Annotated in this window: 15 protein-coding genes and 1 pseudogene; 6 read left to right on the top strand and 10 right to left on the bottom strand. The window is 64.8% G+C overall.

Translation table 11 applies throughout. The features are described 5' to 3' along the window. Window positions 1-35 precede the first annotated feature (35 nt). From ACLFLU_RS21920 to ACLFLU_RS21905, 4 genes are read right to left on the bottom strand one after another with little or no spacing between them, the layout of a single operon-like run. Window positions 36-3,140 (bottom strand): efflux RND transporter permease subunit, encoded by a 3,105-nt coding sequence (locus tag ACLFLU_RS21920; protein ID WP_426406955.1) that lies wholly within the window; start codon window positions 3,138-3,140, stop codon window positions 36-38. Beyond that, window positions 3,140-6,289: an efflux RND transporter permease subunit gene (locus ACLFLU_RS21915; RefSeq protein ID WP_426406954.1), complete on the bottom strand. Its 3,150-nt coding sequence runs from the start codon at window positions 6,287-6,289 to the stop codon at window positions 3,140-3,142. The genes ACLFLU_RS21920 and ACLFLU_RS21915 overlap by 1 nt, the downstream gene beginning before the upstream one ends. 36 nt (window positions 6,290-6,325) lie before the next feature. Beyond that, window positions 6,326-7,759 carry an efflux RND transporter periplasmic adaptor subunit gene (locus ACLFLU_RS21910; RefSeq protein ID WP_426406953.1) on the bottom strand — a complete coding sequence of 478 codons (1,434 nt, stop codon included), beginning with the start codon at window positions 7,757-7,759 and terminating at the stop codon, window positions 6,326-6,328. Beyond that, window positions 7,749-9,224, bottom strand: coding sequence for an efflux transporter outer membrane subunit (locus ACLFLU_RS21905; protein ID WP_426406952.1), 1,476 nt, complete (start codon window positions 9,222-9,224; stop codon window positions 7,749-7,751). The genes ACLFLU_RS21910 and ACLFLU_RS21905 overlap by 11 nt, the downstream gene beginning before the upstream one ends. Window positions 9,225-9,621: 397 nt before the next feature. Between ACLFLU_RS21905 and ACLFLU_RS21900 the strand changes: the two genes are divergently transcribed. The 4 genes and pseudogenes from ACLFLU_RS21900 (at window position 9,622) to ACLFLU_RS21885 (ending at window position 14,234) form a co-directional block, all read left to right on the top strand. Beyond that, on the top strand, window positions 9,622-10,935 hold the full coding sequence (locus ACLFLU_RS21900; RefSeq protein WP_426406951.1) for an NAD(P)/FAD-dependent oxidoreductase: 1,314 nt from the start codon (window positions 9,622-9,624) through the stop codon (window positions 10,933-10,935). Window positions 10,936-10,939: 4 nt separating this feature from the next. Then, entirely contained in the window at window positions 10,940-11,776 is an 837-nt protein-coding gene (locus ACLFLU_RS21895) for a DUF1365 domain-containing protein (RefSeq protein ID WP_426406950.1), read from the top strand. Between the two features lie 94 nt (window positions 11,777-11,870). Further along, entirely contained in the window at window positions 11,871-13,100 is a 1,230-nt protein-coding gene (locus tag ACLFLU_RS21890; protein WP_426406949.1) for a class I SAM-dependent methyltransferase, read from the top strand. A 98-nt stretch (window positions 13,101-13,198) separates the two neighbouring features. Next, window positions 13,199-14,234: pseudogene (locus ACLFLU_RS21885) on the top strand (cysteine synthase A). A gap of 25 nt (window positions 14,235-14,259) precedes the next feature. On the opposite strand, the gene ACLFLU_RS21880 reads toward ACLFLU_RS21885, so the two are convergent. The 5 genes from ACLFLU_RS21880 to ACLFLU_RS21860 all read right to left on the bottom strand — a co-directional run bounded on the left by ACLFLU_RS21880 (window position 14,260) and on the right by ACLFLU_RS21860 (window position 19,567). Next, window positions 14,260-14,796: a DUF805 domain-containing protein gene (locus tag ACLFLU_RS21880; RefSeq protein ID WP_426406948.1), complete on the bottom strand. Its 537-nt coding sequence runs from the start codon at window positions 14,794-14,796 to the stop codon at window positions 14,260-14,262. Between the two features lie 252 nt (window positions 14,797-15,048). Beyond that, a complete protein-coding gene (locus ACLFLU_RS21875; protein ID WP_426406947.1) occupies window positions 15,049-15,789 on the bottom strand; it encodes an amino acid ABC transporter ATP-binding protein in 741 nt (246 codons plus the stop codon). Window positions 15,790-15,800: 11 nt separating this feature from the next. Continuing rightward, window positions 15,801-17,321 (bottom strand): amino acid ABC transporter permease, encoded by a 1,521-nt coding sequence (locus tag ACLFLU_RS21870; protein ID WP_426406946.1) that lies wholly within the window; start codon window positions 17,319-17,321, stop codon window positions 15,801-15,803. Further along, on the bottom strand, window positions 17,318-18,523 hold the full coding sequence (locus tag ACLFLU_RS21865) for an amino acid ABC transporter permease (protein WP_426406945.1): 1,206 nt from the start codon (window positions 18,521-18,523) through the stop codon (window positions 17,318-17,320). Before ACLFLU_RS21865 ends, ACLFLU_RS21870 begins: the two co-directional genes overlap by 4 nt. Window positions 18,524-18,550: 27 nt before the next feature. Continuing rightward, window positions 18,551-19,567: an amino acid ABC transporter substrate-binding protein gene (locus ACLFLU_RS21860; RefSeq protein WP_426406944.1), complete on the bottom strand. Its 1,017-nt coding sequence runs from the start codon at window positions 19,565-19,567 to the stop codon at window positions 18,551-18,553. Between the two features lie 384 nt (window positions 19,568-19,951). On the opposite strand from ACLFLU_RS21860, the gene metC reads away from it, so the two are divergent. Then, a complete protein-coding gene (gene metC / locus ACLFLU_RS21855) occupies window positions 19,952-21,136 on the top strand; it encodes a cystathionine beta-lyase (RefSeq protein WP_426406943.1) in 1,185 nt (394 codons plus the stop codon). Window positions 21,137-21,291: 155 nt separating this feature from the next. Beyond that, window positions 21,292-22,980, top strand: a complete 1,689-nt coding sequence (locus ACLFLU_RS21850) for a Na/Pi cotransporter family protein (protein ID WP_426406942.1) — start codon at window positions 21,292-21,294, stop codon at window positions 22,978-22,980. Window positions 22,981-22,988: 8 nt separating this feature from the next. On the opposite strand, the gene ACLFLU_RS21845 is transcribed toward ACLFLU_RS21850, so the two are convergent. Beyond that, complete coding sequence (locus tag ACLFLU_RS21845) at window positions 22,989-23,849, bottom strand: DMT family transporter (protein WP_426406941.1); 861 nt, start codon at window positions 23,847-23,849, stop codon at window positions 22,989-22,991. Window positions 23,850-23,895 lie beyond the last annotated feature (46 nt).

Here is a 23,895-nt window from a genome sequence, read left to right as displayed (position 1 = left end):
CCGCCGCTATACGCTTGAAGCGGCGCTGCAACAACTTATTCCGCCGGCGCCGCGAGTGGCTGCGGCTCGGACCGCCGGCGCAGGCGGTCGATCAAGAGGTAAATTACGGGCGTCGTGTAGAGCGTCAGGATTTGCGAGACGAACAGGCCGCCGATGATGGTGATGCCGAGCGGGCGCCGCAGCTCCGTGCCGGGACCGGTCGCAACCACCAGCGGAATGCCGGCAAACAGCGCCGCCATGGTCGTCATCAGGATCGGGCGGAAGCGTGCCTGGCAGGCCTCAAAGATGGCTTCCGCTGATGACAGGCCGCGCTGGCGCTCGGCATCGAGCGCGAAGTCGACCATCATGATGCCGTTCTTCTTGACGATGCCGATCAGCAGGATGATGCCGACAAAGGCGATCACTGTCAGCGGCGTGTTGGTGATCTGGAGCGCAAGCAGCGCGCCGAGGCCGGCCGACGGCAGCGTTGAGATGATCGTGAGCGGGTGGGCAAGGCTCTCATAGAGCACGCCGAGCACGATATACATCGCCACCAGCGCGCCGAGGATCAAGAGCGGTTGACGCCCGCTGGTCTTGGCGAAATCGCCGGCATTGCCGTCAAAACTGCCGCGGATGCCCTCGGGCATGTGCAATTCGTCGACCGCACGCTGGATGTTCTGCGTAGCGGCCTGAAGCTCCACGTCCGGCAAGGTGTTGAACGACACGGTCGTCGAGGGCACAGACTGTGAATGATAGACCGCGAGCGCAGCCAACCCGCGCGTTGCGTGCACCACGGCAGAAAGCGGCACCTGCACGTCGCCCGCGCCGGCGACATAAATGCGATCGAGGTTGGAGGGATCGACCTGGAATTTCGGATCGATCTCCAGCACGGTCATGTACTGGTTGCGCTGGGTGTAGATGATCGCGATCTGACGCTGCGAGAACGCGTTGTTCAAGGCGTTGTCGATGTCCTGGACCTTGACGCCGAGCGCTGCTGCCTTCTGGCGGTCGATGTTCAGCGTCAGTTGGAGCCCGCCGGGATCGCGGTCACTCGAAACGTCGGTGATGCCTTGGACCGTCTCCATTCGCTTGGCCACGATCGGCGCCCATTTCTGGAGCAGGTCGAGGTCGGTGCTGGAGAGTGTATACTGATAGTTAGAATCGCTCTGCCGCCCGCCGGCGCGGACGTCCTGGGCGGCGAACATGAAGAGGCGGATGCCGGGCACGGGGAACAGTGCCTTCCTGAGACGGTCGATCACGACTTGGGTCGAGACGTGGTCGCGCTCCTCCGGCGGCTTCAGGCTGATGAACATGGTGCCGCGGTTCGAGGTCGCGCCTCCCGGCCCGCCTCCACCGCCGACGACCGAGCCGATGCCGGCCACGGCCGGATCCTGCATCACGATGTCGGCGAGCCGCTGCTGGAGGCTCAACATCGACTGGAACGAGATGTCGGCCGAGGCGCGCGTCGCGCCGATGACGAAGCCGGAATCGTCGGTCGGGAAATAGCCCTTGGGTATCTTGACGTAGAGCATCACCGTCAGGCCGATGGTGGCGAAGAACACCAGCAGCGTCAGAAACGGGAACTCCAGCACCGCGCGCAAGGTGCGGGTGTAGAACGCGACGACGCGCGACAGCGAGCCTTCGATCAGGCGATCGAACAGCGTGGCGGAGCCTGACGTGGTCTGCCGGATGTAATGGGCGCAGATCATCGGCGTGACCGTCAGCGACACCAGGGTCGAGACCACGATCGCGAAGGTCAGCGTCAGCGAAAATTCGCGCAGGAGGCGGCCGACAATACCGTCCATGAAGATCAGCGGCGTGAACGCGGCGATCAGCGACAGGCTGATCGAGACCACGGTGAAGCCGATCTGCTTGGCGCCCACCAGTGCCGCCTGCATCGGCCGCATGCCATGCTCGAGATTGCGGAACATGTTCTCGATCATGACAATGGCGTCGTCGACCACGAAGCCGACCGAGATCGCCAGCGCCATCAGCGACAGATTGTCGATCGAAAAGCCCGCGACCCACATGCCGGCGCAGGTTCCGGCCAGCGCCAGCGGCACCGAGATGCCGGCCGCGATCGTCGGCGTCAACCGGCGCAGGAACACGAACACCACGACCATGACCAGCACGGCGGTCGCGAGCAACGTCCACTGCATGTCCATCACGCTGGCGCGGATTGTTGAGGTGCGGTCGACCAGGGTGGAGACGTCGACGCCGGCCGGGATCCATTGCTTCAGCTCGGGGATCAGCGCTTTGACCCGGTCGACAGTGTCGATGACGTTGGCGTCGCCCTGCTTGGTGATCTGAATCAGCACCGCCGGCTGCTTGTTGAACCAGGCGATCGAGCGCGCATTGCGGACGCTGTCTTCGATGTCGGCGACGTCGGAGAGCCGGACGAAATTGCCGTTCGAGCTCTTGATGACGATATCGCGGAACTCTTTGGCTGTGCGCATCTGCTTGTTCAGCGACAGCGTCTCGCTCTGGCGCTCGCCGTTAAATATGCCGACGGGACCGAGCGGATTGGCGTTGATGATGGCAGTGCGCACATCGTCGGTCGCGATCCCCGCATTCGACAGCGCGACCGGGTTGAGCTGGATCCGCACCGCCGGCTGGTCCGCGCCCGACACCGTGACGTCGCCCACGCCCGGCACCTGCGAGATACGCTGCGCCAGCACGGTATCGGCGACATCGTAGATGGCGCTGGCAGACAGCGTCTTGGAGGTCAGTGCCAGCACGAACACAGGAGCGCCGGCCGTATTCGCCTTGCGGAAACGCGGCAGAGCCGGCAAATCGCTCGGCAGATCGACCAAAGCGGCGTTGATGGCGGCCTGCACGTCACGCGCCGCCTTGTCGATGTTGCGGCCGATGTCGAACTGGAGCTGGATGTTGGCCGTGCCGAGCGAACTCGTCGAGGTGATCTGGTTGATTCCTGCGATCTCGCCGAGCCGCCGTTCCAGCGGCGCGGCCACGGTCGCCGCCATCACCGAAGGATCGGCACCCGGGCGGCTCGCCGAGACGAAGATGGCGGGGAAGTCGACATTCGGAACGGACGCGACGGGCAGGAACTCGTAGGCGACGCCCCCCAGCAAAAACAGCCCGATCGACAGCAGCGTAGTCGCTACGGGGCGGCGGATGAAGGGCTCCGAGATCGATGCCATCACTGCATCCCCTCGGTCGCACCGGCCGTCGGCGGCGCGTCGGGCTCCGGCGGCGGCAGCGCCTGCTCGAGCCGGCGGTTGATGCGGTCAAGCGCGAGGTAGATCACCGGGGTGGTGTAGAGCGTCAGCAGCTGGCTCAGCAGCAAGCCGCCGATGATGGAGATGCCGAGCGGAAAGCGCAGCTCGGCGCCGGTGCCGCTCTCGATCGCCAGCGGCAGCGCGCCGAACAGCGCCGCCAGCGTCGTCATCATGATCGGGCGGAAGCGTAGCAGGCAGGCCTGCACGATGGCCTCATGCGCCGGCATGCCCTGCCCGCGCTCGGCCTCCAGCGCGAAGTCGATCATCATGATCGCGTTTTTCTTGACGATACCCATCAACAGGATGATGCCGATCAGGCCGATGACCGAGAGATCCTGCCCGCACAGCATCAGCGCCAGGATGGCGCCGACGCCGGCCGAGGGCAGCGTCGACAGGATCGTGATCGGGTGGATGTAGCTCTCGTAGAGCACGCCCAGCACGATGTAGATCGTGATCACGGCGGCGAGCAGCAGCCAGGGTTGGCCGGCGAGCGCCTTGGCGAATTCGGCGGCGTCGCCGGCATAGACGCCGACAATGCTGTTGGGCATTTCGATGCGGGTCTCGATCGCCTTGACCGCCGCGACGGCGTCGCCAAGCGCTGCGCCGGGCGCGAGGTTGAAGCTGAGCGAGATTGCGGGGAATTGCGCCTGGTGCGAGATCGCGAGCGGCGCCGTGGTGCGCTTGAGCGTCGCCACCGCGTCGAGTGGCACCTGCGCGTTGGGCGCCCCGGCGGTCGCGCTCGCGCCGCCCGGCAGATAGAGCTTTGACAGGATCGAGGGATCGCGCTGATACATCGGCAGCGCCTCCAGCACCACGCGGTACTGGTTGGCCTGGCCGTAGATGGTCGAGATCTGCCGCTGCGCAAACGCGTCGTTGAGCGTGTCGGTGATGGCCTGCAAGCTGACGCCGAGCTGGCCGGCGCGGGTGCGGTCGACATCGAGCTGCGCGCGCAGGCCGCCTTCCTGCGCCTCCGAGGAGACGTCGCGGAACAGGGGATCGCGCCGCATCTCATCGACGAGCTTCTTTGCCCATTCCGACACCAGCGTCGCGTCCGTACCGGTCAGCGTGTACTGGTATTGCGAGCGGCTCGACTGGGTCGAGATCTGTACGTCCTGTACCGGCTGGAAGTAGACGGTCATGCCGGGGATGCCGGCGACCTTCTCCTTCAGCCGGGCAATGACCACGCTGACATCGTCGCGCCGCTCGCCGCGAGGCGTCAAGCTCATGACAAGGCGGCCGACATTGGTGGTCGGGTTGACCGAGCCCGCGCCGATCACCGAGACCACGCCGGTTACATCAGGATCAGCCTTGATGGCGTCGGCGATCTCGGCCTGCCGCTTCTGCATCTCGCCGAAAGACACGTCGGGACCTGCTTCCGTCACCGCCGTGATCGATGCGGTGTCCTGCAGCGGCAGAAACCCCTTGGGCGCGACGACGTAGAGCACGAGGGTCGCGATCAGTGTGGCAAACGTCACGACCAGCGTGGTGCGCTGGTGGCGCAGCACCACGAGCAGCGTGCGGTGGTAGAATTCGACGGTGCGGTCGATGAAGCGGCTGATGGCGGCGAGGCCCGGCACCGCCAGCTCCTCATGGGCGTGCTTGAGCAGCCGCGAGCACATCATCGGCGTGAGCGTCAGCGAGACCACCGCCGAGGTCACGACCGCAATCGTCAGTGTCAGCGCGAATTCGCGGAACATGCGGCCGACCAGGCCCGACATGAACAGCAGTGGGATGAACACCGCGATCAGCGACACCGTCAGCGAGATCACCGTGAAGCCGATTTCGCTGGCGCCCTTCAGCGAAGCGGTCATCGCGCTGTCGCCATTTTCCATATGGCGGACGATGTTCTCGATCATGACGATGGCGTCGTCGACGACGAAGCCGGTGCCGATCGTGAGCGCCATCAGCGACAGATTGTCGAGGCTGAAGCCGGCAAAATACATGATGCCGAAGCTCGTGATCAGCGACAACGGCAGCGCCACGCCCGCGATCAGCGTGGCGCGCAGCGAGCGCAGGAACAACAGCACCACCAGCGTCACCAGCACGACGCTGAGGATCAGCGTGAACTGCACGTCGTGGACCGAGGCGCGGATGGTGACTGTGCGGTCGGAGACGATGGTCAGGTGCACGCCGGCCGGTATAGCGCGCTGGACCTTCGGGATCTCGGCCCGGATCTGGCTGACGACGTCGATGACATTGGCGCCGGGCTGGCGCTGGATGTCGATGATGACTGCGGGCGTGCCCTGGTACCAGCCGCCGGTGCGGTCATTCTCGAGCCCGTCGACGATCTGCGCAACGTCGCCGATCGTGACCGGCGAGCCGTTGCGATAGGCGATGATGATGGGACGGTAGGCATCGGCGGCCGCGATCTGGTCGTTGGCCGCGATGATGTAGGATTGCTGGGCGCCGTCGAGCGAGCCCTTCGGCCCGGAGACGTTGGCGTTGGCGATGGCAGCGCGCAGATCTTCCATCGCGATGCCATAGGCAGCCAGCCGCGCCAGATCGGCCTGGATGCGCACCGCTGGCTTCAGCCCGCCAAGCACCGAGACGCGGCCGACGCCGGAGATCTGGCTGAGCCGCTGCGCCAGCAGCGTGTCAGCGATGTCGCTCATCGCGCGCAGCGAGATCGTGTCCGAGCGCAGCGCCAGCGTCATGACCGGCGCATCCGCCGGGTTCACCTTGGCGTAGGTCGGCGGGTACGGCAGCGTCTTGGGCAAGACGCCGGCGGCGGCGTTGATCGCGGCCTGCACGTCCTGGGTCGCGCCGTCGATGTCGCGGTTGAGGTCGAACTGGAGCGATATCTGGCTGACGCCGAACGAGCTCGTCGAGTTCATCGCGGTCAGCGACGGGATCTGCCCGAGCTGCCGCTCCAGGGGCGCGGTAATCAGCGAGGCGATCACGTCGGGGCTGGCGCCCGGCAACTGTGTCGACACCTGAACGGTCGGGAAGTCGACCTGCGGCAGTGCGGAGACCGGCAGCGCGAAATAGCCGAGCGCGCCGCCAATCAGCAGCGCAATGCCGAGCAACGAGGTTGCGATCGGCCGGCGGATGAAGGGTTCGGAGACACCCATGGGATGTGCCTGCCGCTCAGGCGGCTGTTGTCGGGATCATGGCTGCTTGGCTCCAGGTCCCGATGGTTGAGCCCCCGGCCCCGGCGCCGGGCCGGTCTGGCCCTTCTGGTCGCCCTCACTGCTGCTCCGCTTGGCGCGTTGCTCGCCGTCCTTGCCTTGCCCGTCCTTCTGGCCGTCCTTCTGGCCGTCCTTCTGACCGTCCTTGGCCTGACCGTCCTTTTTCTGGCCATCCGGCGCGCGCGTGCGCTTGCGCGGGGCGAGATCGGCCGACGGCGTTTGCTCGTTGCGGCCGATGACCACCTTGGAGCCGTCGGACAGATTGGCAAAGCCGGTCGTGACGACCCGGTCGTTCGGCGATAGTCCGCTGGCGATCACTGCATCATGCTCGTTCTGCTGCGTCACCGTCACGGACTTCGCCGAGACGATGTCGCCCTCACCGATGACATAGCTGAACGTGCCGATCGGTCCGCGCTGCACTGCCGATGTCGGCACCACCAGCGCCTGCGACAAGGTCTCGACCTTGAGGCGGACGTTGACGAACTGGCCCGGCCAGAGCTGGTAATTGGCGTTGGGGAATTCCGCCTTGAGCTTGAGCGTGCCGGTGGTCTGGTCGACCTGGTTGTCGATGCCGGTGAGCTTGCCGGTGTCGATCACGGTGACGCCGTCATTGCCGAACACGTCCACCGCTAACGAACCTTTGGCTGCGGCCGCGTTGACGCGCATGATCTGCTGCTGCGGCAGGCTGAACCAGACCGCGATCGGCTGCAATTGCGTGATGACGACGAGCCCGGTGGTGTCGGAGGCGTGGATGATGTTGCCCTGATCGACCTGGCGCAAGCCCACGCGGCCCGACAGCGGCGCCACGATCTTGGTGTAGCTCAGTGTCGCCGCCGCGTTGTCGATCGAGGCCTGGTCGGCCTTGACCAGCGCCTCGGTCTGCGCGACCAGCGCGCGCTGGGTATCTGCCTGCTGCTTGGAGCCCGCATTGGACGCGGCGAGCTGCTCGTAGCGCGTCAAGTCGATGCGCTGGTTGGCGAGCTGGGCTTCGTCCTGGGCCTTCTTGGCGACGGCCTGGTCATAGGTCGCCTGGTAGAGCGCCGGGTCGATCTCGCCGAGCACATCGCCCTTCTTGACGTCCTGGCCTTCGGTGAATTTCACCGCGATCAGCTTGCCGTCGACCTGCGAGCGCACGGTGACAGTGTTGAGCGCACGGATCGCGCCGACGCCGTCGAGATAGACAGGGACGTCCTGGACCTTGGGCGTCGCCGCCAGCACCGGCACTGGCAAATCCAGCCGCTGGTTGGGGCCGTTAGCCTGCTGTTGCGGCTGCTGGTGCATCACGGTCCAGCCGAGATAGCCGAGGCCGCCGAGGATCGCGAGCGTGATCAGGGTCATGACGAAGCCGCGGCCGCGCGACTTTTTCGCCGTCCCCGCTTTCGCGTCCTGCTTCGTATCCGGCTTAAAGAGCATTGACCGGTTTCTCCATTCGCGGCTCCCAGCCGCCGCCAAGCGCCTGATACAGGCTGACGATGGCAAGAAGGCGAGCGAGTTGTGCCTGTGACAGCGTGTCTTCGGCCTGGAACAGCGTCAGCTGGGTGTTGAGCACGGTGACGATGTCGGCCGTGCCGGCCCGCAGCTGCTGCTCGGCGAGGTCGAAGGCGCGCCGCGAAGCGTTGACGACATCGCGCTGCAATTGCAGCTTGATCGTGGTCTGCTTGATCGAAAACAGCGCATTGTCGACGTCGGTGAAGGCCTGCACGATGGTCTTGCGGTAGGTCTGGAGCAACTCCTCCTGCCGCGCCTTGGCGTATTCGAAATTACCGAGAATCTTGCCGCCGTCGAAGATCGGCTGGGTCGCGCTGCCGACCAGCTGGAAGAACGCCGCGTGGGGCTGGAACAGCGAGACCAGCGCCGAGCTCTGATAGCCGCCATTGCCGGTGAGCTGGATGGTCGGGAAAAACTGCGCGCGGGCATTGCCGATATTGGCAGTGGCCGAGGCGAGCTGCGCCTCCTGCCGGCGAATGTCGGGCCGCTGCGTCAGGAGCTCCGACGGCAGGCCGGGCGTGACGCGCGGGATCGCGATGCGGTCCAGCGAGCCGCCCGCGAGGCGCACGCTCTCCGGTGGCCGCGACACCAGCACCGCCAGCGCATTGGCGTTCTGGTCGAGCGTCTGGCGCAGCGGCGGCACGAGCGCCTTCTGGTTGGCCAGCACGCTCTCCTGCTGGGCGACGTCGAGATCGGTCCCGGTGCCGGCCTTGCGGCGCTCGCGGATGGCATCGAGGATGCGCTGGGCGCTCGCGATATTGCGCTGGGCGGTGCGCAGGCGGTCCTGCGAGGACAGCACCTGGAAATAGGCATTGGCAACGGCTGCGAGCGTCGTCAGCGCGACGGTGTCGCGATCGAAACGGTTGGCTTTGGCGGTCTCCTCCGCCGTCTGCAGCGCGTCGCGGTTCTGGCCCCAGAAATCGAGCTGGTAGCTGGCACTCAGCGACGAGGAATAATTGACGACTTCGCGGCCACCATTGGTCAGGCCCGACGCGCTCGAGCCTGATGTACGCGAATAGGTCTCCGATCCGCTTCCCGACAGGCTCGGCAACAGCGCAGCGCCCGCCTGGCGCGCCTGCGCGTCGGCCTCGACGATCCGCGAGACCGCGGCGGCGATGTCGAGATTGACGGTCTGCGCCTCTTCCATCAGCTGCGTCAGCTCCGACGAGCGGAAGCCGCGCCACCAATCCAGCGTTGGCGGCGCGTCCGCCTTCCCTGCGTATTTGTATTGCGTGGGGACATCGAGCGCGGGATCGGGAAGGTCCTGGGTCAGCATGCAGGCGCCCGAGCTCGATGCCAGGCACACCACGACGACCGCACGCAGCGTCCGGGACGCAAACCCCAGGAATTGCCGATTGGCGACGGCCGGAACCCGCTGTGTCACATCCACCCCCTGCCGGGCAGATCACGCCGCCACCGCGCGACCGGATTAGCCGATTCGCGGGCGGACGGCCGGAGGCCTTTCTGTAACTCGCTCACAGCGCGATGCTTTCTGCGGAACCTGAATTTCATCCTAGCCGGGCGCGGAACTGCGGGACAGTCCCGCACTTGCGAAAAGCGCGCTCGATCGCACCCGGCTCCGGACGACGAAAATACAAAAAGCCATTGTCTCGCAAGGGTCTTTTGATTTGGCGCGCCATTCCGAAGCGCGTTCAAGCTTACCAAGATTTCATGTGACATTGCGGCCACACTGGCCGCGAGACCAGCGAACGCCGCCCTTGCTCCACTGAAACCTGCCCCGCAACGCACCGTAGCTTGTTTCACACGAGGCAGGGACACTTTCGTACATGCGCATCGCGGTCATCGGAACGGGCATCGCCGGCAACGCGGCGGCCTGGACGCTTTCGCAGCGCTACCCGGTGACAGTCTATGATCGCGAGCTGCGCCCCGGCGGCCACAGCCACACCGTCACCATCGACTATCAGGGCACACCGGTTGCGGTCGATATCGGCTTCATCGTCTACAACGAGGTCAACTATCCCGACCTGACGGCGATGTTCGCCTATCTCGGCGTCGAGACGGTTGCAAGCTGCATGAGCTTTGCCGTGTCCGCCGATCGCGGCCGTTTCGAATGGCGCGGTGGCGGCAATGACTGGCGGGAGACTGGAGCAGGCCTGTTCGCTCAGCCTCGTAACTTGCTCTCCCCGTCCTACCTGCGGATGCTCACGGAGATTCCCCGCTTCGGCCGGGAGAGCGTCGCCGACCTGCGCAACGGCCGCCTGAGCGGGCTGACCCTCGGCGACTATTTCCATCAACGAAGGTTCTCCAGACGCCTCCTGACCGACTATCTCGCGCCGATGGGCGCTGCGATCTGGTCGGCTCCCGCAAACGAAATGCTCGACTTTCCGGCCGAGAATTTCGTGACCTTTTTCGACAATCATCGCCTGCTGCGCTACGACCGGCCGGTCTGGCGCACAGTCAAGGGCGGCAGCCGGCGCTACGTCGAGCGACTCCAGGCCGGGTTCAAGGACAGCATCCGGCTCGGCTGCGCCGTCACGTCGGTCGAGCGGAGCACTCATGGCGTCGTCGTCCATGACAGCCACGGCGAGCGCGAGGCATTCGATCACGTCGTGATCGCCGCCCACAGCGACCAGGCGCTCGCCATGCTGCCCGACGCAGACCCGCGCGAGCGCGACATCCTTGGCGCCATCAGCTATTCCCCGAACAAGGTCTATCTGCATCGCGACGTCAGGCTGATGCCGAAGCGGCGGCACGCCTGGGCGTCGTGGAATTTCCTGAGTTGGCAGCGCGAGGGAGATGCGGCGAACGACGTCGCGGTGACCTATTGGATGAACCGGCTCCAGGGCATCGCCCCCGACAAGCCGCTATTCGTCAGCCTCAATCCGCCGTTCGAGCCTGCGCCGGAGCTCACCTTCGGCCATTACCTCTGCGAACATCCGCAGTACAATGCGGTGGCCTTTGCCGCGCAGAAGCGGCTCGGCGAGATCCAGGGGCAGCGGCACATCTGGTTCTGCGGCGCCTGGACCGGTTACGGCTTTCACGAGGACGGCCTGCGCTCGGGCCTTAGCGTGGCCGAGGCGCTCGGAGCGACCGCGCCTTGGCGCGCAGCGCCGGTCGAGCTCGCGGAGGCCGCGGAGTAGCGCGATGGAGACGACAGCCCCTCCCGCGACCGATGCCGCCTCGCTCTATTTCGGGGACGTCATGCATGCGCGGCTGAAGCCCATGGGCCATCGCTTCAGCTACCGCGTCATGAGCCTCCTGATCGATCTCGACCGGCTTGGTGAGGCCGACCGGCAGACAGCGCTGTTCGGCATCAACCGCGCAGCGCTCTACAGTTTCCACGAGAAAGACCACGGCCCGCGCGACGGCTCCTCGCTGCGCGCCTATGCGGAGCGCTGCGCCGCCGCGCACGGCATCGACCTCGGCGGCGGCCGGGTCGAACTGCTCTGCTATCCCCGCCTGCTCGGCTACGGCTTCAGCCCGCTCTCGGTCTATTTCTGCTATCGCGCCAAAGGCGAACTCGCGCTGGTGATCTACGAGGTACGCAACACCTTTGGCGAGATTCATCCGTACGTCCTGCCGGTTCAGCCGGGCGAATGGAGCGATGCGGGTCTGCGGCAGCAACAGGAAAAGCTATTCTACGTCTCGCCGTTCATGCCGATGGCGATGCGCTACCATTTTCGGGTGTTGCCACCGTCTGACACGGTCAAGCTGCGCATTCTGGAGACCGACCGCGACGGCCCGCTGCTCGCGGCAACCTTCAGCGGCCGCCGCCGCGCCCTGACCTCCCGCGCCCTGCTGCGCTCGTTCTTTGCCCTGCCGCTCGTGAGCCTCAAGGTGATGGCGGCGATCCATTGGGAAGCGCTCCGGCTTTGGCTGAAGGGGGCTCGGCTGGCGCCACGACCGAATGCCGCACAGCAGCTTGGGTCAGAAACCACCTTGGCGGCCGGCAGATCGCACACTTATATTACCAGTCGCTGACCGCATGCAGGGCGCGCTCGGGTCTGGCGAAATGGAGAGTTGGGCGCGGCCAGCTCGCGGTCGGACAGTATCCGTTCAATTGATGGATTTGCCGATGTCGAATGCCATCTCGGTGACGCCCGAGACCGTGGAGACAACGCTCGCCGATCTGCCGCGCATCGTCCGCCTCGCGGTTGCCTTCGGCTCCCGGCTCAGGCGCGGAACGCTTGACGTCACCCTGCCCGACGGGCGTTTGATCCGTCTGGGCGGACAGGAGCCGGGGCCGAAGGCGGCGATGCGCCTGCACAATTACAGCTTCGCCGCGCGCCTGATCAATGGCGGCGATATCGGCATCGCGGAAGCCTATCTGGCCGGCGATTGGGATACGCCGGACCTGACCCAGTTTCTCTACCTGTTCTGCGTCAACCACGATCTGATCCAGGCCATGTTGCGCGACAAGCCGCTAATGCGATTCGTCCAGATGGTGCAGCACTGGTTCAACCGCAACACCCGCCGCCAGGCCCGGCGCAACATCCACGCCCACTACGACATCGGCAATGCGTTCTACTCGGCCTGGCTCGATCCCAGCATGACCTATTCGTCGGCGCTGTTCGAGGGATCGACGACAGATCTCACGGCGGCGCAGACCAACAAATATCGCCGCCTCGCCGAGGCGCTCGACCTGAAGCCGGGCCAAAAGCTGCTCGAGATCGGCTGCGGCTGGGGCGGCTTCGCCGAATTTGCCGCCAAGACTTTTGGCGCACGCGTCATTGGCCTCACGATCTCGACCGAGCAGCGCGACTTCGCGCGCAAGCGCATCCACGAGGCGGGCCTTGCCGAGAAGGTCGAGATCCGGCTGCAGGATTATCGCGACGAGCGGGATCGCTACGACCGGATCGCTTCGATCGAGATGATCGAGGCGGTCGGCGAGCAGTTCTGGCCGCGCTATTTCGCCCAGCTCCGTGACCGGCTGCTGCCGGGCGGACTTGCCGGCATCCAGGCCATCACGATCCAGGACCGGCTTTTCCAGGGCTACCGGCGCGAGGTCGACTTCATCCAGCACTACGTGTTTCCCGGCGGCATGCTGCCCTCGCCCGCGGTGCTGAAGTCGCTCGGGGACAAGTTCGGCGTCCCGGTCATCCGCGAGCGCATCTTCGGGCAAGATTATGCCAAGACGCTTGCCACCTGGCGAAATAATTTTCGCGCGGCGTGGCCGGGCTTGGTCCCGCTCGGCTTTGACGACCGGTTCAGGCGGCTGTGGGAGTACTACCTCGCCTATTGCGAGGCCGGATTCCTGTCCGGCAATATCGATGTCCGGCAGGTCATCTTCGCAAAGCAGCAATAAGAGTTTGTCGGCTCGCCTTGCAAGGGGTCGCTTGTAAGGCCGGCGACCCTACTTTAGGGTCTCGATGACTTCACGCATCCAGCCGGTAATTGCCTGACATGACCATCAAAAACGACGTTGTCGAAGCCATCGGCAACACCCCGCTCATCAAGCTCAAGCGCGCCTCCGAACTGACCGGCTGCACCATTCTCGGCAAAGCCGAGTTCATGAATCCCGGCCAGTCGGTCAAGGACCGCGCCGGCAAATGGATGATCTTGGAAGCCGAGAAACGCGGCGAGCTGAAGCCGGGCGGCCTCGTGGTGGAAGCGACCGCCGGCAACACCGGCATCGGGCTCGCGGTGGTGGCGAGCGCGCGCGGCTATCGCACGCTGATCGTGATCCCGGAGACGCAGAGCCAGGAGAAGAAGGATTTTCTGAAGCTGTGCGGCGCCGAGCTCCTGGAATCGCCGGCGCTGCCCTATTCCAATCCGAACAACTACCAGCATGTCGGCCGCCGCCTTGCCGACGAGCTGCGCAAGACCGAGCCGAACGGCGTCCTGTTCGCGGACCAGTGGAATAACCTCGACAATGCCAAGGCGCATTACGAACTCGACCGGCCCCGAGATCTGGGAGCAGACCGGCGGCAAGGTCGACGGCTTCGTCTGCTCGGTCGGCAGCGGCGGCACGCTCGCCGGCGTCAGCCGTTACCTGAAAGAGAAGAACAAGGATATCCGGATTGCCTGCGCCGATCCGCACGGCGCCGGCATGTTTGAATACTTCAGGACCGGCGAAGCCAAGGCAACGCCGGGCGACTCCATCACGGAAGGAATCGGGCTCGGCCGCAAAACCGCGATCGTCGAGAGCGCCAAGGTCGACGACGCCTATCTCATTCCCGATGCGGAAGCCGTCACGGTGATCTACGAGCTGCTCCAGCACGAAGGCCTTTGCCTCGGCGGATCCACCGGCATCAACATTGTTGGCGCGATGCGGCTCGCCAAGCAGCTCGGACCGGGCAAGACCATCGTCACCATTCTCTGCGATTCCGGCAGCCGCTATCAGTCGAAGCTGTTCAACGCCGACTTCATGCGCGCCAAGAACCTGCCGGTGCCGGAATGGCTAGAGAAGCGCAGCAACATCAAGCTGCCGTTCGTCTAGCTCCGGGCTCTCAGCTCCAGCTCGTTCAGCTCCAAGTCGGACGCGCTGTCCCTTGCGACACGCGCGCAATGCGTGCGTCCGATGTCGACGGCTTGCTGGCCGCGCGCGCGGGCGGTTCGTAGGGGTTGGTGTAGGCGCCTTCGTTGTTGGCGCTCGGCCAGAACGTGAGCGCCAGCAGCAGAGCGAGATTGACCAGCCCGCCGACCATCGTTCCTTGATGCTCCTGGCCGATGGCCCAGGCCGGAAAGCGGCCCGCCGCCACGTGGTCGACGATCATGAGCGCGATCCAGGCCGGGATCACGCAGACCGGATCCCAGCCGATGTCGCGGATGCGCATCGATTGCAGCGTGAAGGTGGCAACGCCGAAGAACACCATCGCAGCGATGATGGCCCAGTTTCGGGTGAGATCTTCGGGACGGATCGTGCTCGGCGACGTGGTGCGCAGCGCGGCCATCGCGATCGCAAAGCAGATCGCGGTCATCGCGATCGCCAGCGCGACCGTGGCCAGAAAGAAATGCAGGCGCCCAAGACGGGCATTGAGGCCGAATACGAAGCCGAGCATTTGACACACCCTCATTCGACGCCAGATGCGCAGAGAGAGCTTTCGGACGCGTGAAGCGACGGGGCGTCGTCATCAGCATGGTTTTTGGCCGGCGTCGGAATTGCGTAAAATTCTACGTTTCGGCGCCGGCTACGGGGCCATTGCAGCGGCGCTGCTCTGCAAGGTCGCTCTCCGAAGGATAGCCAACGAAGAGTCTAACTGATTCGTCCCCCTCGCCGGCCGATCGGTGCTGCCTTCGGGATGTCCCGGGAATCAGCGCAGGATCTGGCTCAGGAACAGCTTTGTGCGGGCATGCTGCGGGGTGGCGAAGAATTCGTTCGGCGTGTTGGCCTCGATGATCTGGCCGGCGTCCATGAACACCACGCGATTGGCGACCTCGCGGGCAAAGCCCATTTCGTGGGTCACGACCAGCATGGTCATTCCCTCCTTGGCGAGGTCGACCATGGTGTCGAGGACCTCCTTGACCATCTCGGGGTCGAGCGCCGAGGTGGGCTCGTCGAACAGCATCACTTTCGGGTTCATGGTCAGGGCGCGCGCGATCGCAACGCGCTGCTGCTGGCCACCGGACATCTGGCCGGGGAACTTGTTGGCCTGGTGCGGGATCTTGACCCGCTCCAGGAATTTCATCGCGGTCTCCTCGGCGTCCTTTTTGGGGATGTTGCGCACCCAGATCGGCGCCAGCGTGCAATTGTCCAGCACGGTCAGGTGCGGGAACAGATTGAAGCTCTGGAACACCATGCCGACTTCGCGGCGCACCGCGTCGACATGCTTGAGGTTGGGCCCGAGCTCGATGCTGTCGACAACGATCTCGCCCTCCTGGAATTCCTCGAGCGCATTGATGCAGCGGATCAGCGTCGATTTGCCGGACCCCGAGGGCCCGCAGATCACGATGCGCTCGCCCTTGTTGACCTCGAGGTCGATGTCACGCAGCACGTGAAATTCGCCGTACCACTTGTTGAGGCCGGAAATGTTGACGATGGGATCAGCGGACATGGTGGCCTCGATCAGTTGCGGCGGTGGGCGTTGAGGCGGCGCTCGACGAAGAGCGAGTAGCGCGACATTCCAAAGCAGAAGATGAAGTAGATGATGCCGGCGAAGGCAAAGCCGGTAAACGCGGTCGACGGCGTCGACCATTTCGGGTCCGAGAACGACGCCCGGAGCGAGCCCAGCAAGTCGAACAGCGCCACGATCGAGACCAGCGAGGTGTCCTTGAACAGCGAGATGAAGCTGTTGACGAGGTTCGGGATGACATGGCGGAGCGCCTGCGGCAACACGATCAGCGACGTCGTCTTCCACCAGGACAGGCCCAGCGCCGCCGCCGCTTCGTTTTGCCCGCGCGGGATCGCGGCGAGACCGCCGCGGACGTTCTCGGCCTGATAGGCGCCCGTGAACAGCGCAATGCCGATCAGCGCGCGCACCAGGCCGTCGACGGTGAAATTGCCGGGCAAGAACAGCGGCAGCATGTAGGTGGCGAAGAACAGCACGGTGATCAGCGGCACGCCGCGCCAGAACTCGATGAACGCGATCGAGAAGATCCGGATCAGCGGGATCGAGGCGCGTCGGCCGAGTGCCAGCGCGATGCCGATCGGCAGCGAGGTGACGATGCCGGTCACGGAGACCACCAATGTCACCAGCAGCCCGCCCCAGAGATTGGTCGCGACGATCGGCAAGCCGCCATGGTCGAGCCCCATCAACTTGATAACAATCGCGATGGCGACGAAGGTGGCGATGCTCGACGCGAGCGCGCGCCACCCCGTGCGCATGCCGCCGCCGAGCACGAAGGCGATCAGCGAGACGAACGCCGTCGTGATGGCAAAATCGACCCAGACCGATTGCCCTGACGCCTGGACCTGGTCGCGCAGCCAGGTCAACGGGAAGATCAGCCAATGGATCGCTGTGCCGACCAGCACGATGAGATTGCCGACAACCCACAGCAGCGGCGCGATCACCGACGTCTTGCTCAGGCTGAGCAGCACCCGCCCGGCGCTGACGATGCTGTCGTCGAACAGTTCCAGCAAGCCGGCGGTCCAGCTCAGGCCGAAGCCGCTGATGCCGCCGCCATGCAGCAAGAAGAACGCGACGACCGGAAAGGCGAAGAAGAACAGGCTGGCATTGAGCCCCTTGGCCGGCAGGCGTGGGATCAACAGTGGCAGCAGCAGCGCTGCCGCCAGGATCAGCGCAAGATTGACCCGCCAGCGCTCGGCTTCCGGATAGAAGCCGTAGATCAGCTGCGGCAGCTTGGCCTGGATGTAGGGCCAGCAGGCGCCGACAGTAAATCCGGCGTTCTCGGCGAGGCAGGCGCCGCGGTCCTTGCCGTTCCAGACCGCATCGACGATCAGGAACCTGACGGACGGAATGATCGTGAACCAGAGCAGCAAGGCGCCGACGATCGTGAGCAGGATGTTGGTCGGCGAGTTGAACAGACGGGTCCGCAGCAGGCCGACAAAACCTGATGTCTTGACCGGCGCGGGACGCTCGGCGACCAGGTCCTGGCGGACGAAGGATGACGCGGTGATGTCGGTCATGCGCCGAGACTCCGGTTCAGGCGCCAGCCGTAGATGCTCATCACCCCGCTGGTGATCAGCGAGATCAGGAGGTAGACGCCCATCGTCATCGTGATGATCTCGATCGCCTGCCCGGTCTGGCTCAGCGACGTGCCGGCCCATACCGACACGAGGTCGGGATAGCCGATCGCGACCGCGAGCGAGGAATTCTTGGTGAGGTTGAGATACTGGTTGGTCAGCGGCGGCACGATCACGCGCATCGCCTGCGGCACCACGATCAGCCGCAGCGTGGTGCCGCGGCTCAGGCCCAGCGAGGACCCCGCTTCCATCTGTCCCTTGTGAACAGACTGGATGCCGGCGCGCACGATCTCCGCGATGAAGGCCGCGGTGTAGGTCGACAGCGCCAGCGTCAGCGCCACGAATTCCGGAATGATGCGCGCGCCGCCGGCGAAATTGAAACCCTTGAGCTGCGGCAGCTCGACGGTAAAGGGCAGACCGAACACCAGCATGGTGACAAGCGGCAGCCCGATGACGAGGCCCAGCACGTAAGGCCAGATGCGGATCATCTGTCCGCGCAAGAACAACGCCCGCCGCGCATAGATGCGCAACGCCAGAGCAGCGACGATGCCGAATCCCAGTGCCGCCAGGAACGGCTCCAGACCAGCCTGCCCAATCGGCTGCGGAATGACCAGGCCGCGATTGCTGATGAAGGCGATGCCAAGAAACGAGATGCTCTGCCGCGGATTGGGAAGCGCCGCGAGCACTGCCAGGTACCAGAACAGGATCTGGAACAGCAGCGGCAGGTTGCGGATGAGCTCGACATAGATCTCGCCGACACGCGACACCAGCCAGTTCGGCGACAGCCGGCACAACGCGACGATGAAGCCGATCACAGTGGCGAACACGATGCCCACCACGGAGACCACGAGCGTGTTCAACAGCCCGACCACGAACACCCGCAGGAACGTGTCGGAGCCGGTATAGGAGATCAGGGTCTGGTTGACGTCGAAGCCGGCATTGTTGCTGAGAAAGCCGAAGCCGGCGGCAATGTGCTGGTTTTCGAGGTTGGCGCGGGCATTCGAGATGATCTCGTAAGCGATCCAGCCGAGCACCGCCGCGAAGGCAAACTGGACGGCGACGCCGTTCCAGCCTGCCTTGCCACCCAGAAGGCGCCTGATCTTCAGCGCGATCTGGAGCGGCGGTTTACGAGCCTCGGTGCTCATTGCCTTATGCCGGCCGATCGGACGGGATCAGCGGATCGGCGGCGCGTACTGGAGACCACCCTTGTTCCAGAGATTGTTCAAACCGCGGTTGATCGCGAGCGGCGAGCCCGCGCCGACATTGCGGTCGAACACCTCGCCGTAATTGCCCACGGCCTTGACGATGCGGATCACCCAGTCCTTGGTCACGCCGAGCTGCTCGCCGAAATTGCCGTCAGTGCCGAGGACGCGTTTCAGCTCCGGATTCTCCATCTTGGCCTTCTCGTCGACGTTCTTCGAGGTGATGCCGAGCTCTTCGGCCGTGATCATGGCGAACAGCGTCCATTTCACGAGGTCGAACCACTGGTCGTCGCCGTGGCGCACCATCGGTCCGAGCGGCTCCTTCGAGATGATCTCGGGAAGAACCATGTGGTCGTTGGGATTGGCGAGCTTCAGGCGGTTGGCGTAGAGGCCCGACTGGTCGGTGGTGAAGACGTCGCAGCGCCCGGCCTCATAGGCCTTGACGGTTTCGTCGTTGGTTCCGAACGCGATCACCTCGTACTTCATGTTATTGGCCTTGAAGTAGTCGGCGAGGTTCTGCTCGGTGGTGGTGCCGGTCTGCACGCAGACCGAGGCGCTGTTCAGTTCCAGCGCCGAACTCACCTTGAGCGACTTCTTCACCATGAAGCCCTGCCCATCATAATAGGTCACGCCGGTGAAGTTGGCGCCGAGCGAGGTGTCGCGCGAGATGGTCCAGGTGGTGTTGCGCGAGAGCACGTCGATCTCGCCGGATTGCAGCGCGGTAAAGCGGTCCTTGGCCGAGGTCGGCACGAATTTGACTTTCGTCGGATCGTCGAAGATGGCGGCCGCAATGGCGCGGCAGACGTCGACGTCGAGGCCGGTCCAGTTGCCCTTGTCGTCGGGCGAGGAGAAGCCCGGCAGGCCCTGGCTGACGCCGCAGGACAGCATGCCCCGGTCCTTGACGGTCTTGAGCGTTTGCGCATCGGCGGCCTGGGCAGAGAGGCCGGCGGCGAGAGCAAGAGAGAGAGCCAGGGTTACGCGTTTCATGGGCTTCAAGCCTTTCAAAGTCATCTCAAGATCAGGAACGGTGTCTCGGCCAAGACTTCCCTACACAAGGGTCGCCTTGCAAGAGTCATGCTGGATTACCTTGCCGAACACTCGCCCATCCTGGGAGGCCATACCTTAATCCTCGCCGCAGGCGCCCGCCGTTATGGCTGTGACGCTAGGTCCGGTCAGACGATGGATCGAAGGTCGCGGCAGGCCCCTCAACATGCGGCGACTGAATAGCACCTGCGCATCACAGAACGACTGGCGTGCCGGGTCAAGGGGTTGACGGGACTCTTCTGTGTTCTGTTATTAACGTCAGTGGCCCCCAGGCCGCCCCGACCGCGCGATCCGCGCCCGGCGGAAGCGCTTTTTGAAAGCAGACGCATGGAATCCTCGCACCCCGCACAGCAGCACGCCGAGACCCGGCTTGTCACCTCAGGCCGCGACACCAAGGCGCAGAGAGGGTTCGTCAATCCGCCGGTGTTCCACGGCTCGACCGTGCTCTATCCGACCGCCGAGGACCTGCACGCCCATCGCGGCGAGTTCACCTATGGCCGCCACGGCAGCCCGACGACGCGGGCGTTCCAGGACACGCTGATGGCGCTGGAGGGGCCGCAATGCGCCGGCGTCGGCATCGTCCCGTCCGGCCTGTCGGCGATCTCGACCACCCTGCTCTCGGTCCTGAAGACCGGCGACCACATCCTGGTCTGCGACAACGTCTATCGTCCCACGCGCAATTTCTGCAACGGCATGCTCGCCCGCCTTGGCATCGAGACCACCTATTTCGATCCGCTGATCGGCGCCGGCATCGAGAAGCTGTTCAAGCCCAACACCCGCGCCGTGCTGGTCGAGGCGCCGGGCTCGCAATCGTTCGAGATGCCCGACATCCGCGCCATCGCGCACGTAGCCCATGCGCGCGACGCGCTCGTCATCGACGACAACACCTGGGCGACGCCGCTCTATCACCGCTCGCTCGAGCAGGGTGTCGACATCAGCATGCAGGCGGCCACCAAATATATCGGCGGCCATTCCGACATCATGTTCGGCACCATCTCGGCCAACGCCAAGACCTGGCCGCAGATTTCAGAAGGCATTCGCCTGCTCGGCGTCTGCGCCGGTCCTGATGACGTCTTCCTCGCACTGCGTGGCCTGCGCACGTTGTCAGTGCGGCTTGCGCAGCATCATCGCTCCGGCCTCGACATGGCGCGCTGGCTCGCCAGCCGACCCGAGGTCGCACGCGTCCTGCATCCGGGCCTCGAGACCGATCCGGGCCACGCCATCTGGAAGCGCGACTTCACCGGCGCCTCCGGCCTGTTCAGCATCGTGTTGAAGCCGGCGCCGCAGAAGGCCGTCGACACCATGCTGAATACACTCCAGCTGTTCGGCATGGGCTTTTCCTGGGGCGGCTTCGAGAGCCTCGCGATTCCCTTTGATTGCAACGACTATCGCACGGCCACGAAGTGGGCGCCGGGCGGCCCGACGCTGCGACTTCACATTGGGCTGGAGAGCGTCGACGACCTCAAGGCCGATCTCGATCGCGGCTTCGCTGCCCTCAAAGCGGCAATGTGAGCCTCATCACAAGGCATCTCGCCTGCGGACGCGCCAAGGCACTCCGCGGGAACGTGCAGCCGACGCAAACGCTAACGCCGACGCGCCAACAAGGGGTTTGATCCGTGTTGGTTTGGCGTTAGCCTGACCCCTCGACTCCAATCTGGACACGGAGCATGGGAACGTTGGTACTGCTCGATCTGATGGGCGGCGTCGCGCTTTTGCTGTGGGGCCTGCATATGGTCCAAAGCGGCATCCTGCGCGCCTTTGGCCTCGACCTGCGACGCCTGCTCGGCAAGGCCCTCGGCAACCGCTTCAGCGCGTTTGGAGCCGGCCTGGGCCTCACCGCGCTGCTTCAGAGCAGCACGGCGACCGCACTGCTGACCAGCTCCTTTGCCGCCGAGGGTCTGCTCAACCTCGTCGCCGCGCTCGCCATCATGCTGGGGGCCAATGTCGGCACCACACTCATCGTGCAGGCGCTGTCGTTCAATATCGCAGCCGTAGCCCCCGTCCTGTTCGTGCTCGGCCTCGTCGCCTTCCGCTCCGGCCCGCGTTCGCGGATCAAGGATGTGGGCCGGCTTTTCATCGGCCTCGGCTTGATGCTGCTGTCGCTGCACATCCTGCTCGACACGCTGGCGCCGGCGGAGAACGCGCCTGGCGTGCGCGTCGTGATGTCGGCGATAACAGGCGACCCTGTCCTGTGCATCATCGTCGCTGCACTCCTGACATGGGCCGTGCATTCGAGCGTCGCCAGCGTGCTGCTGATCATGTCGCTGGCCTATTCGCAATTCATTACGCCCGACGCAGGACTGGCGCTGGTGCTCGGGGCCAATCTCGGCAGCGCCATCAATCCTGTGTTCGAAGGCGCAAAGCGCGACGATCCCGCGAGCTATCGCCTGCCGGTCGGCAATCTCGTCAACCGCGTCGTCGGCATTGCACTGGCGCTGCCATTCCTGGGCACGATCGCGGGCCACCTGCATGCCTGGCAGCCCGATCTCGCCAAGATGATTGCGGCGTTCCACATTGCCTTCAACGTCGGCACGGCGGTCCTCTTCATCGGCCTGCTCGACACGATGTCGCGGCTGTTGACGAAGCTCCTGCCGGATCGCGCGCAGGAAACCGATCCGGCGCGGCCGCGCTATCTCGACGAGACCGCGCTGGAGAGCCCCTCGCTCGCGCTCGCGGACGCCGCCCGCGAGACGCTGCGCATGGGCGATCTCGTCGAAACCATGCTGCGCAAGGTGATGGCCGCGATGATGACCGGCGACCGCTCGCTGGTCGACCAGGTCTCGAAGACGGACAATGTCGTCGACAGTCTCGACGAGGCCATCAAGCTCTACGTCACGAAGCTGACCCGCGGCAGTCTCGACGAGAGCGAGGGGCGGCGTGCGATGGAGATCATCTCCTTCGCCATCAACCTCGAACATATCGGCGACATCATCGACAAGAATTTGAGCGAGCTTGCGACCAAGAAGATCAAGCGGCGCTTCCAGTTCTCGGCTGAAGGGGCCGAGGAGCTCGCCGCGTTCCACAAGCGCACGATGGATTCGCTGCGGATCGCATTCGGCGTGTTCATGTCGGGCGATGCCAATGAGGCCCGCAAGCTACTCGTGGAAAAGACCGCGCTGAAGAACACCGAGCTCGCCGCCGTCGAGCGCCATCTCGACCGCCTGCGCGAGGGCCGCCCCGAGACCATCGAGACCACGTCGTTGCATCTGGACGTGCTGCGCGATCTGCGCCGCATCCACTCGCATATCTGCTCGGTCGCCTATCCCGTGCTGGATGCGGCAGGCCAACCCTATCGCCGGGCCGAGGCGGAGACGGCCGCCCTGCCCGCGTCAGGTGCGACGGCGCTACCGCGCTAGCGCCAAGATCAGGTTGGTCGCGCGCGCGGCTTGACTTGCGTGATGGCGACGCCGGAGATCGCGAGCAGCCCGCCGACGATCAGCTTTGGCGTGATGCGCTCGCCCAGGAACAACACGCTCGACATCAGCGCGAACACCGGTAGCAGCAGGCCGAAGGGCGCGACGCGCCCCATCGAGCAGCGCCCGATCAGCCAGAACCACAGGCTGAACCCGACAATGCCGCCGATGAAGATCGTGTAGGCGAGCGCCAGCCAGCCGCGTCCATCCGCCGTGACAAGGCTCGCCATCTGTCCATATTCAAGCAGCAGCGACATCAACATGACCTGCGGCACCGTGAGCAGTGACGACCAGCCCATCAGCATCAGGGGATCGAACGGGCCGTAGCGCTTTGTCAGGACGTTGGACACGGCGAACGCGAAGGCGGCGCCGACCACGAGCAGCAGCGGAAGCATGTTTCCCGAAAGGCCGGATCCCGCCGCCAGTACGACCACGCCGGCGAAGGCCAGCACCACGCCGGCGGAGGTGATCAGAGATGGCTTCTCCGCAAGCAGCGGCCAGGCCAGCAGCACGGTGAATGGCGTGGCGAGCTGATACGCGACCGCCGAGATGCTGCCCGAGCCGAGCCCAAGGCCGACATAGAACAGCCCGAAGTTCAGTCCGCCCAGGAACAGCGAAATCGCCGCGATCGGGCCGAGCTGCCGACGCGCAGGCCTAGCGACGAATGGAACCAGCAGCAGCGCGATAACCAGGAAGCGCAATGCGAGGAAGAACAGTGGCGGAAACTCGCTCACGCCCACCTTGATCGCGACGAACTGATAGCCCCAGAGCAACGGGACGGCGACCGCGCAGATGATCTGAATAGCAGACATGGGGTAAAGCCTTTCAGGACCAATCGGTCCAGATATGGGCGTGCCA

It is taken from the genome of Bradyrhizobium ganzhouense, assembly GCF_049949285.1.
Taxonomy (GTDB): domain Bacteria; phylum Pseudomonadota; class Alphaproteobacteria; order Rhizobiales; family Xanthobacteraceae; genus Bradyrhizobium; species Bradyrhizobium ganzhouense.
This window is presented reverse-complemented; position numbering and strand designations above follow the sequence as displayed.

Bases quoted from the DNA above. Each gene is read 5' to 3' on its own strand.
- ACLFLU_RS21920 (WP_426406955.1), bottom strand. From the start codon at position 3,140: ATGGCATCGATCTCGGAGCCCTTCATCCGCCGCCCCGTAGCGACTACG.
- ACLFLU_RS21900 (WP_426406951.1), top strand. From the start codon at position 9,622: ATGCGCATCGCGGTCATCGGAACGGGCATCGCCGGCAACGCGGCGGCC.
- ACLFLU_RS21910 (WP_426406953.1), bottom strand. From the start codon at position 7,759: ATGCTCTTTAAGCCGGATACGAAGCAGGACGCGAAAGCGGGGACGGCG.
- ACLFLU_RS21895 (WP_426406950.1), top strand. From the start codon at position 10,940: ATGGAGACGACAGCCCCTCCCGCGACCGATGCCGCCTCGCTCTATTTC.
- ACLFLU_RS21915 (WP_426406954.1), bottom strand. From the start codon at position 6,289: ATGGGTGTCTCCGAACCCTTCATCCGCCGGCCGATCGCAACCTCGTTG.
- metC (WP_426406943.1), top strand. From the start codon at position 19,952: ATGGAATCCTCGCACCCCGCACAGCAGCACGCCGAGACCCGGCTTGTC.
- ACLFLU_RS21865 (WP_426406945.1), bottom strand. From the start codon at position 18,523: ATGAGCACCGAGGCTCGTAAACCGCCGCTCCAGATCGCGCTGAAGATC.
- ACLFLU_RS21845 (WP_426406941.1), bottom strand. From the start codon at position 23,849: ATGTCTGCTATTCAGATCATCTGCGCGGTCGCCGTCCCGTTGCTCTGG.
- ACLFLU_RS21850 (WP_426406942.1), top strand. From the start codon at position 21,292: ATGGGAACGTTGGTACTGCTCGATCTGATGGGCGGCGTCGCGCTTTTG.
- ACLFLU_RS21860 (WP_426406944.1), bottom strand. From the start codon at position 19,567: ATGAAACGCGTAACCCTGGCTCTCTCTCTTGCTCTCGCCGCCGGCCTC.
- ACLFLU_RS21875 (WP_426406947.1), bottom strand. From the start codon at position 15,789: ATGTCCGCTGATCCCATCGTCAACATTTCCGGCCTCAACAAGTGGTAC.
- ACLFLU_RS21870 (WP_426406946.1), bottom strand. From the start codon at position 17,321: ATGACCGACATCACCGCGTCATCCTTCGTCCGCCAGGACCTGGTCGCC.
- ACLFLU_RS21880 (WP_426406948.1), bottom strand. From the start codon at position 14,796: ATGCTCGGCTTCGTATTCGGCCTCAATGCCCGTCTTGGGCGCCTGCAT.
- ACLFLU_RS21890 (WP_426406949.1), top strand. From the start codon at position 11,871: ATGTCGAATGCCATCTCGGTGACGCCCGAGACCGTGGAGACAACGCTC.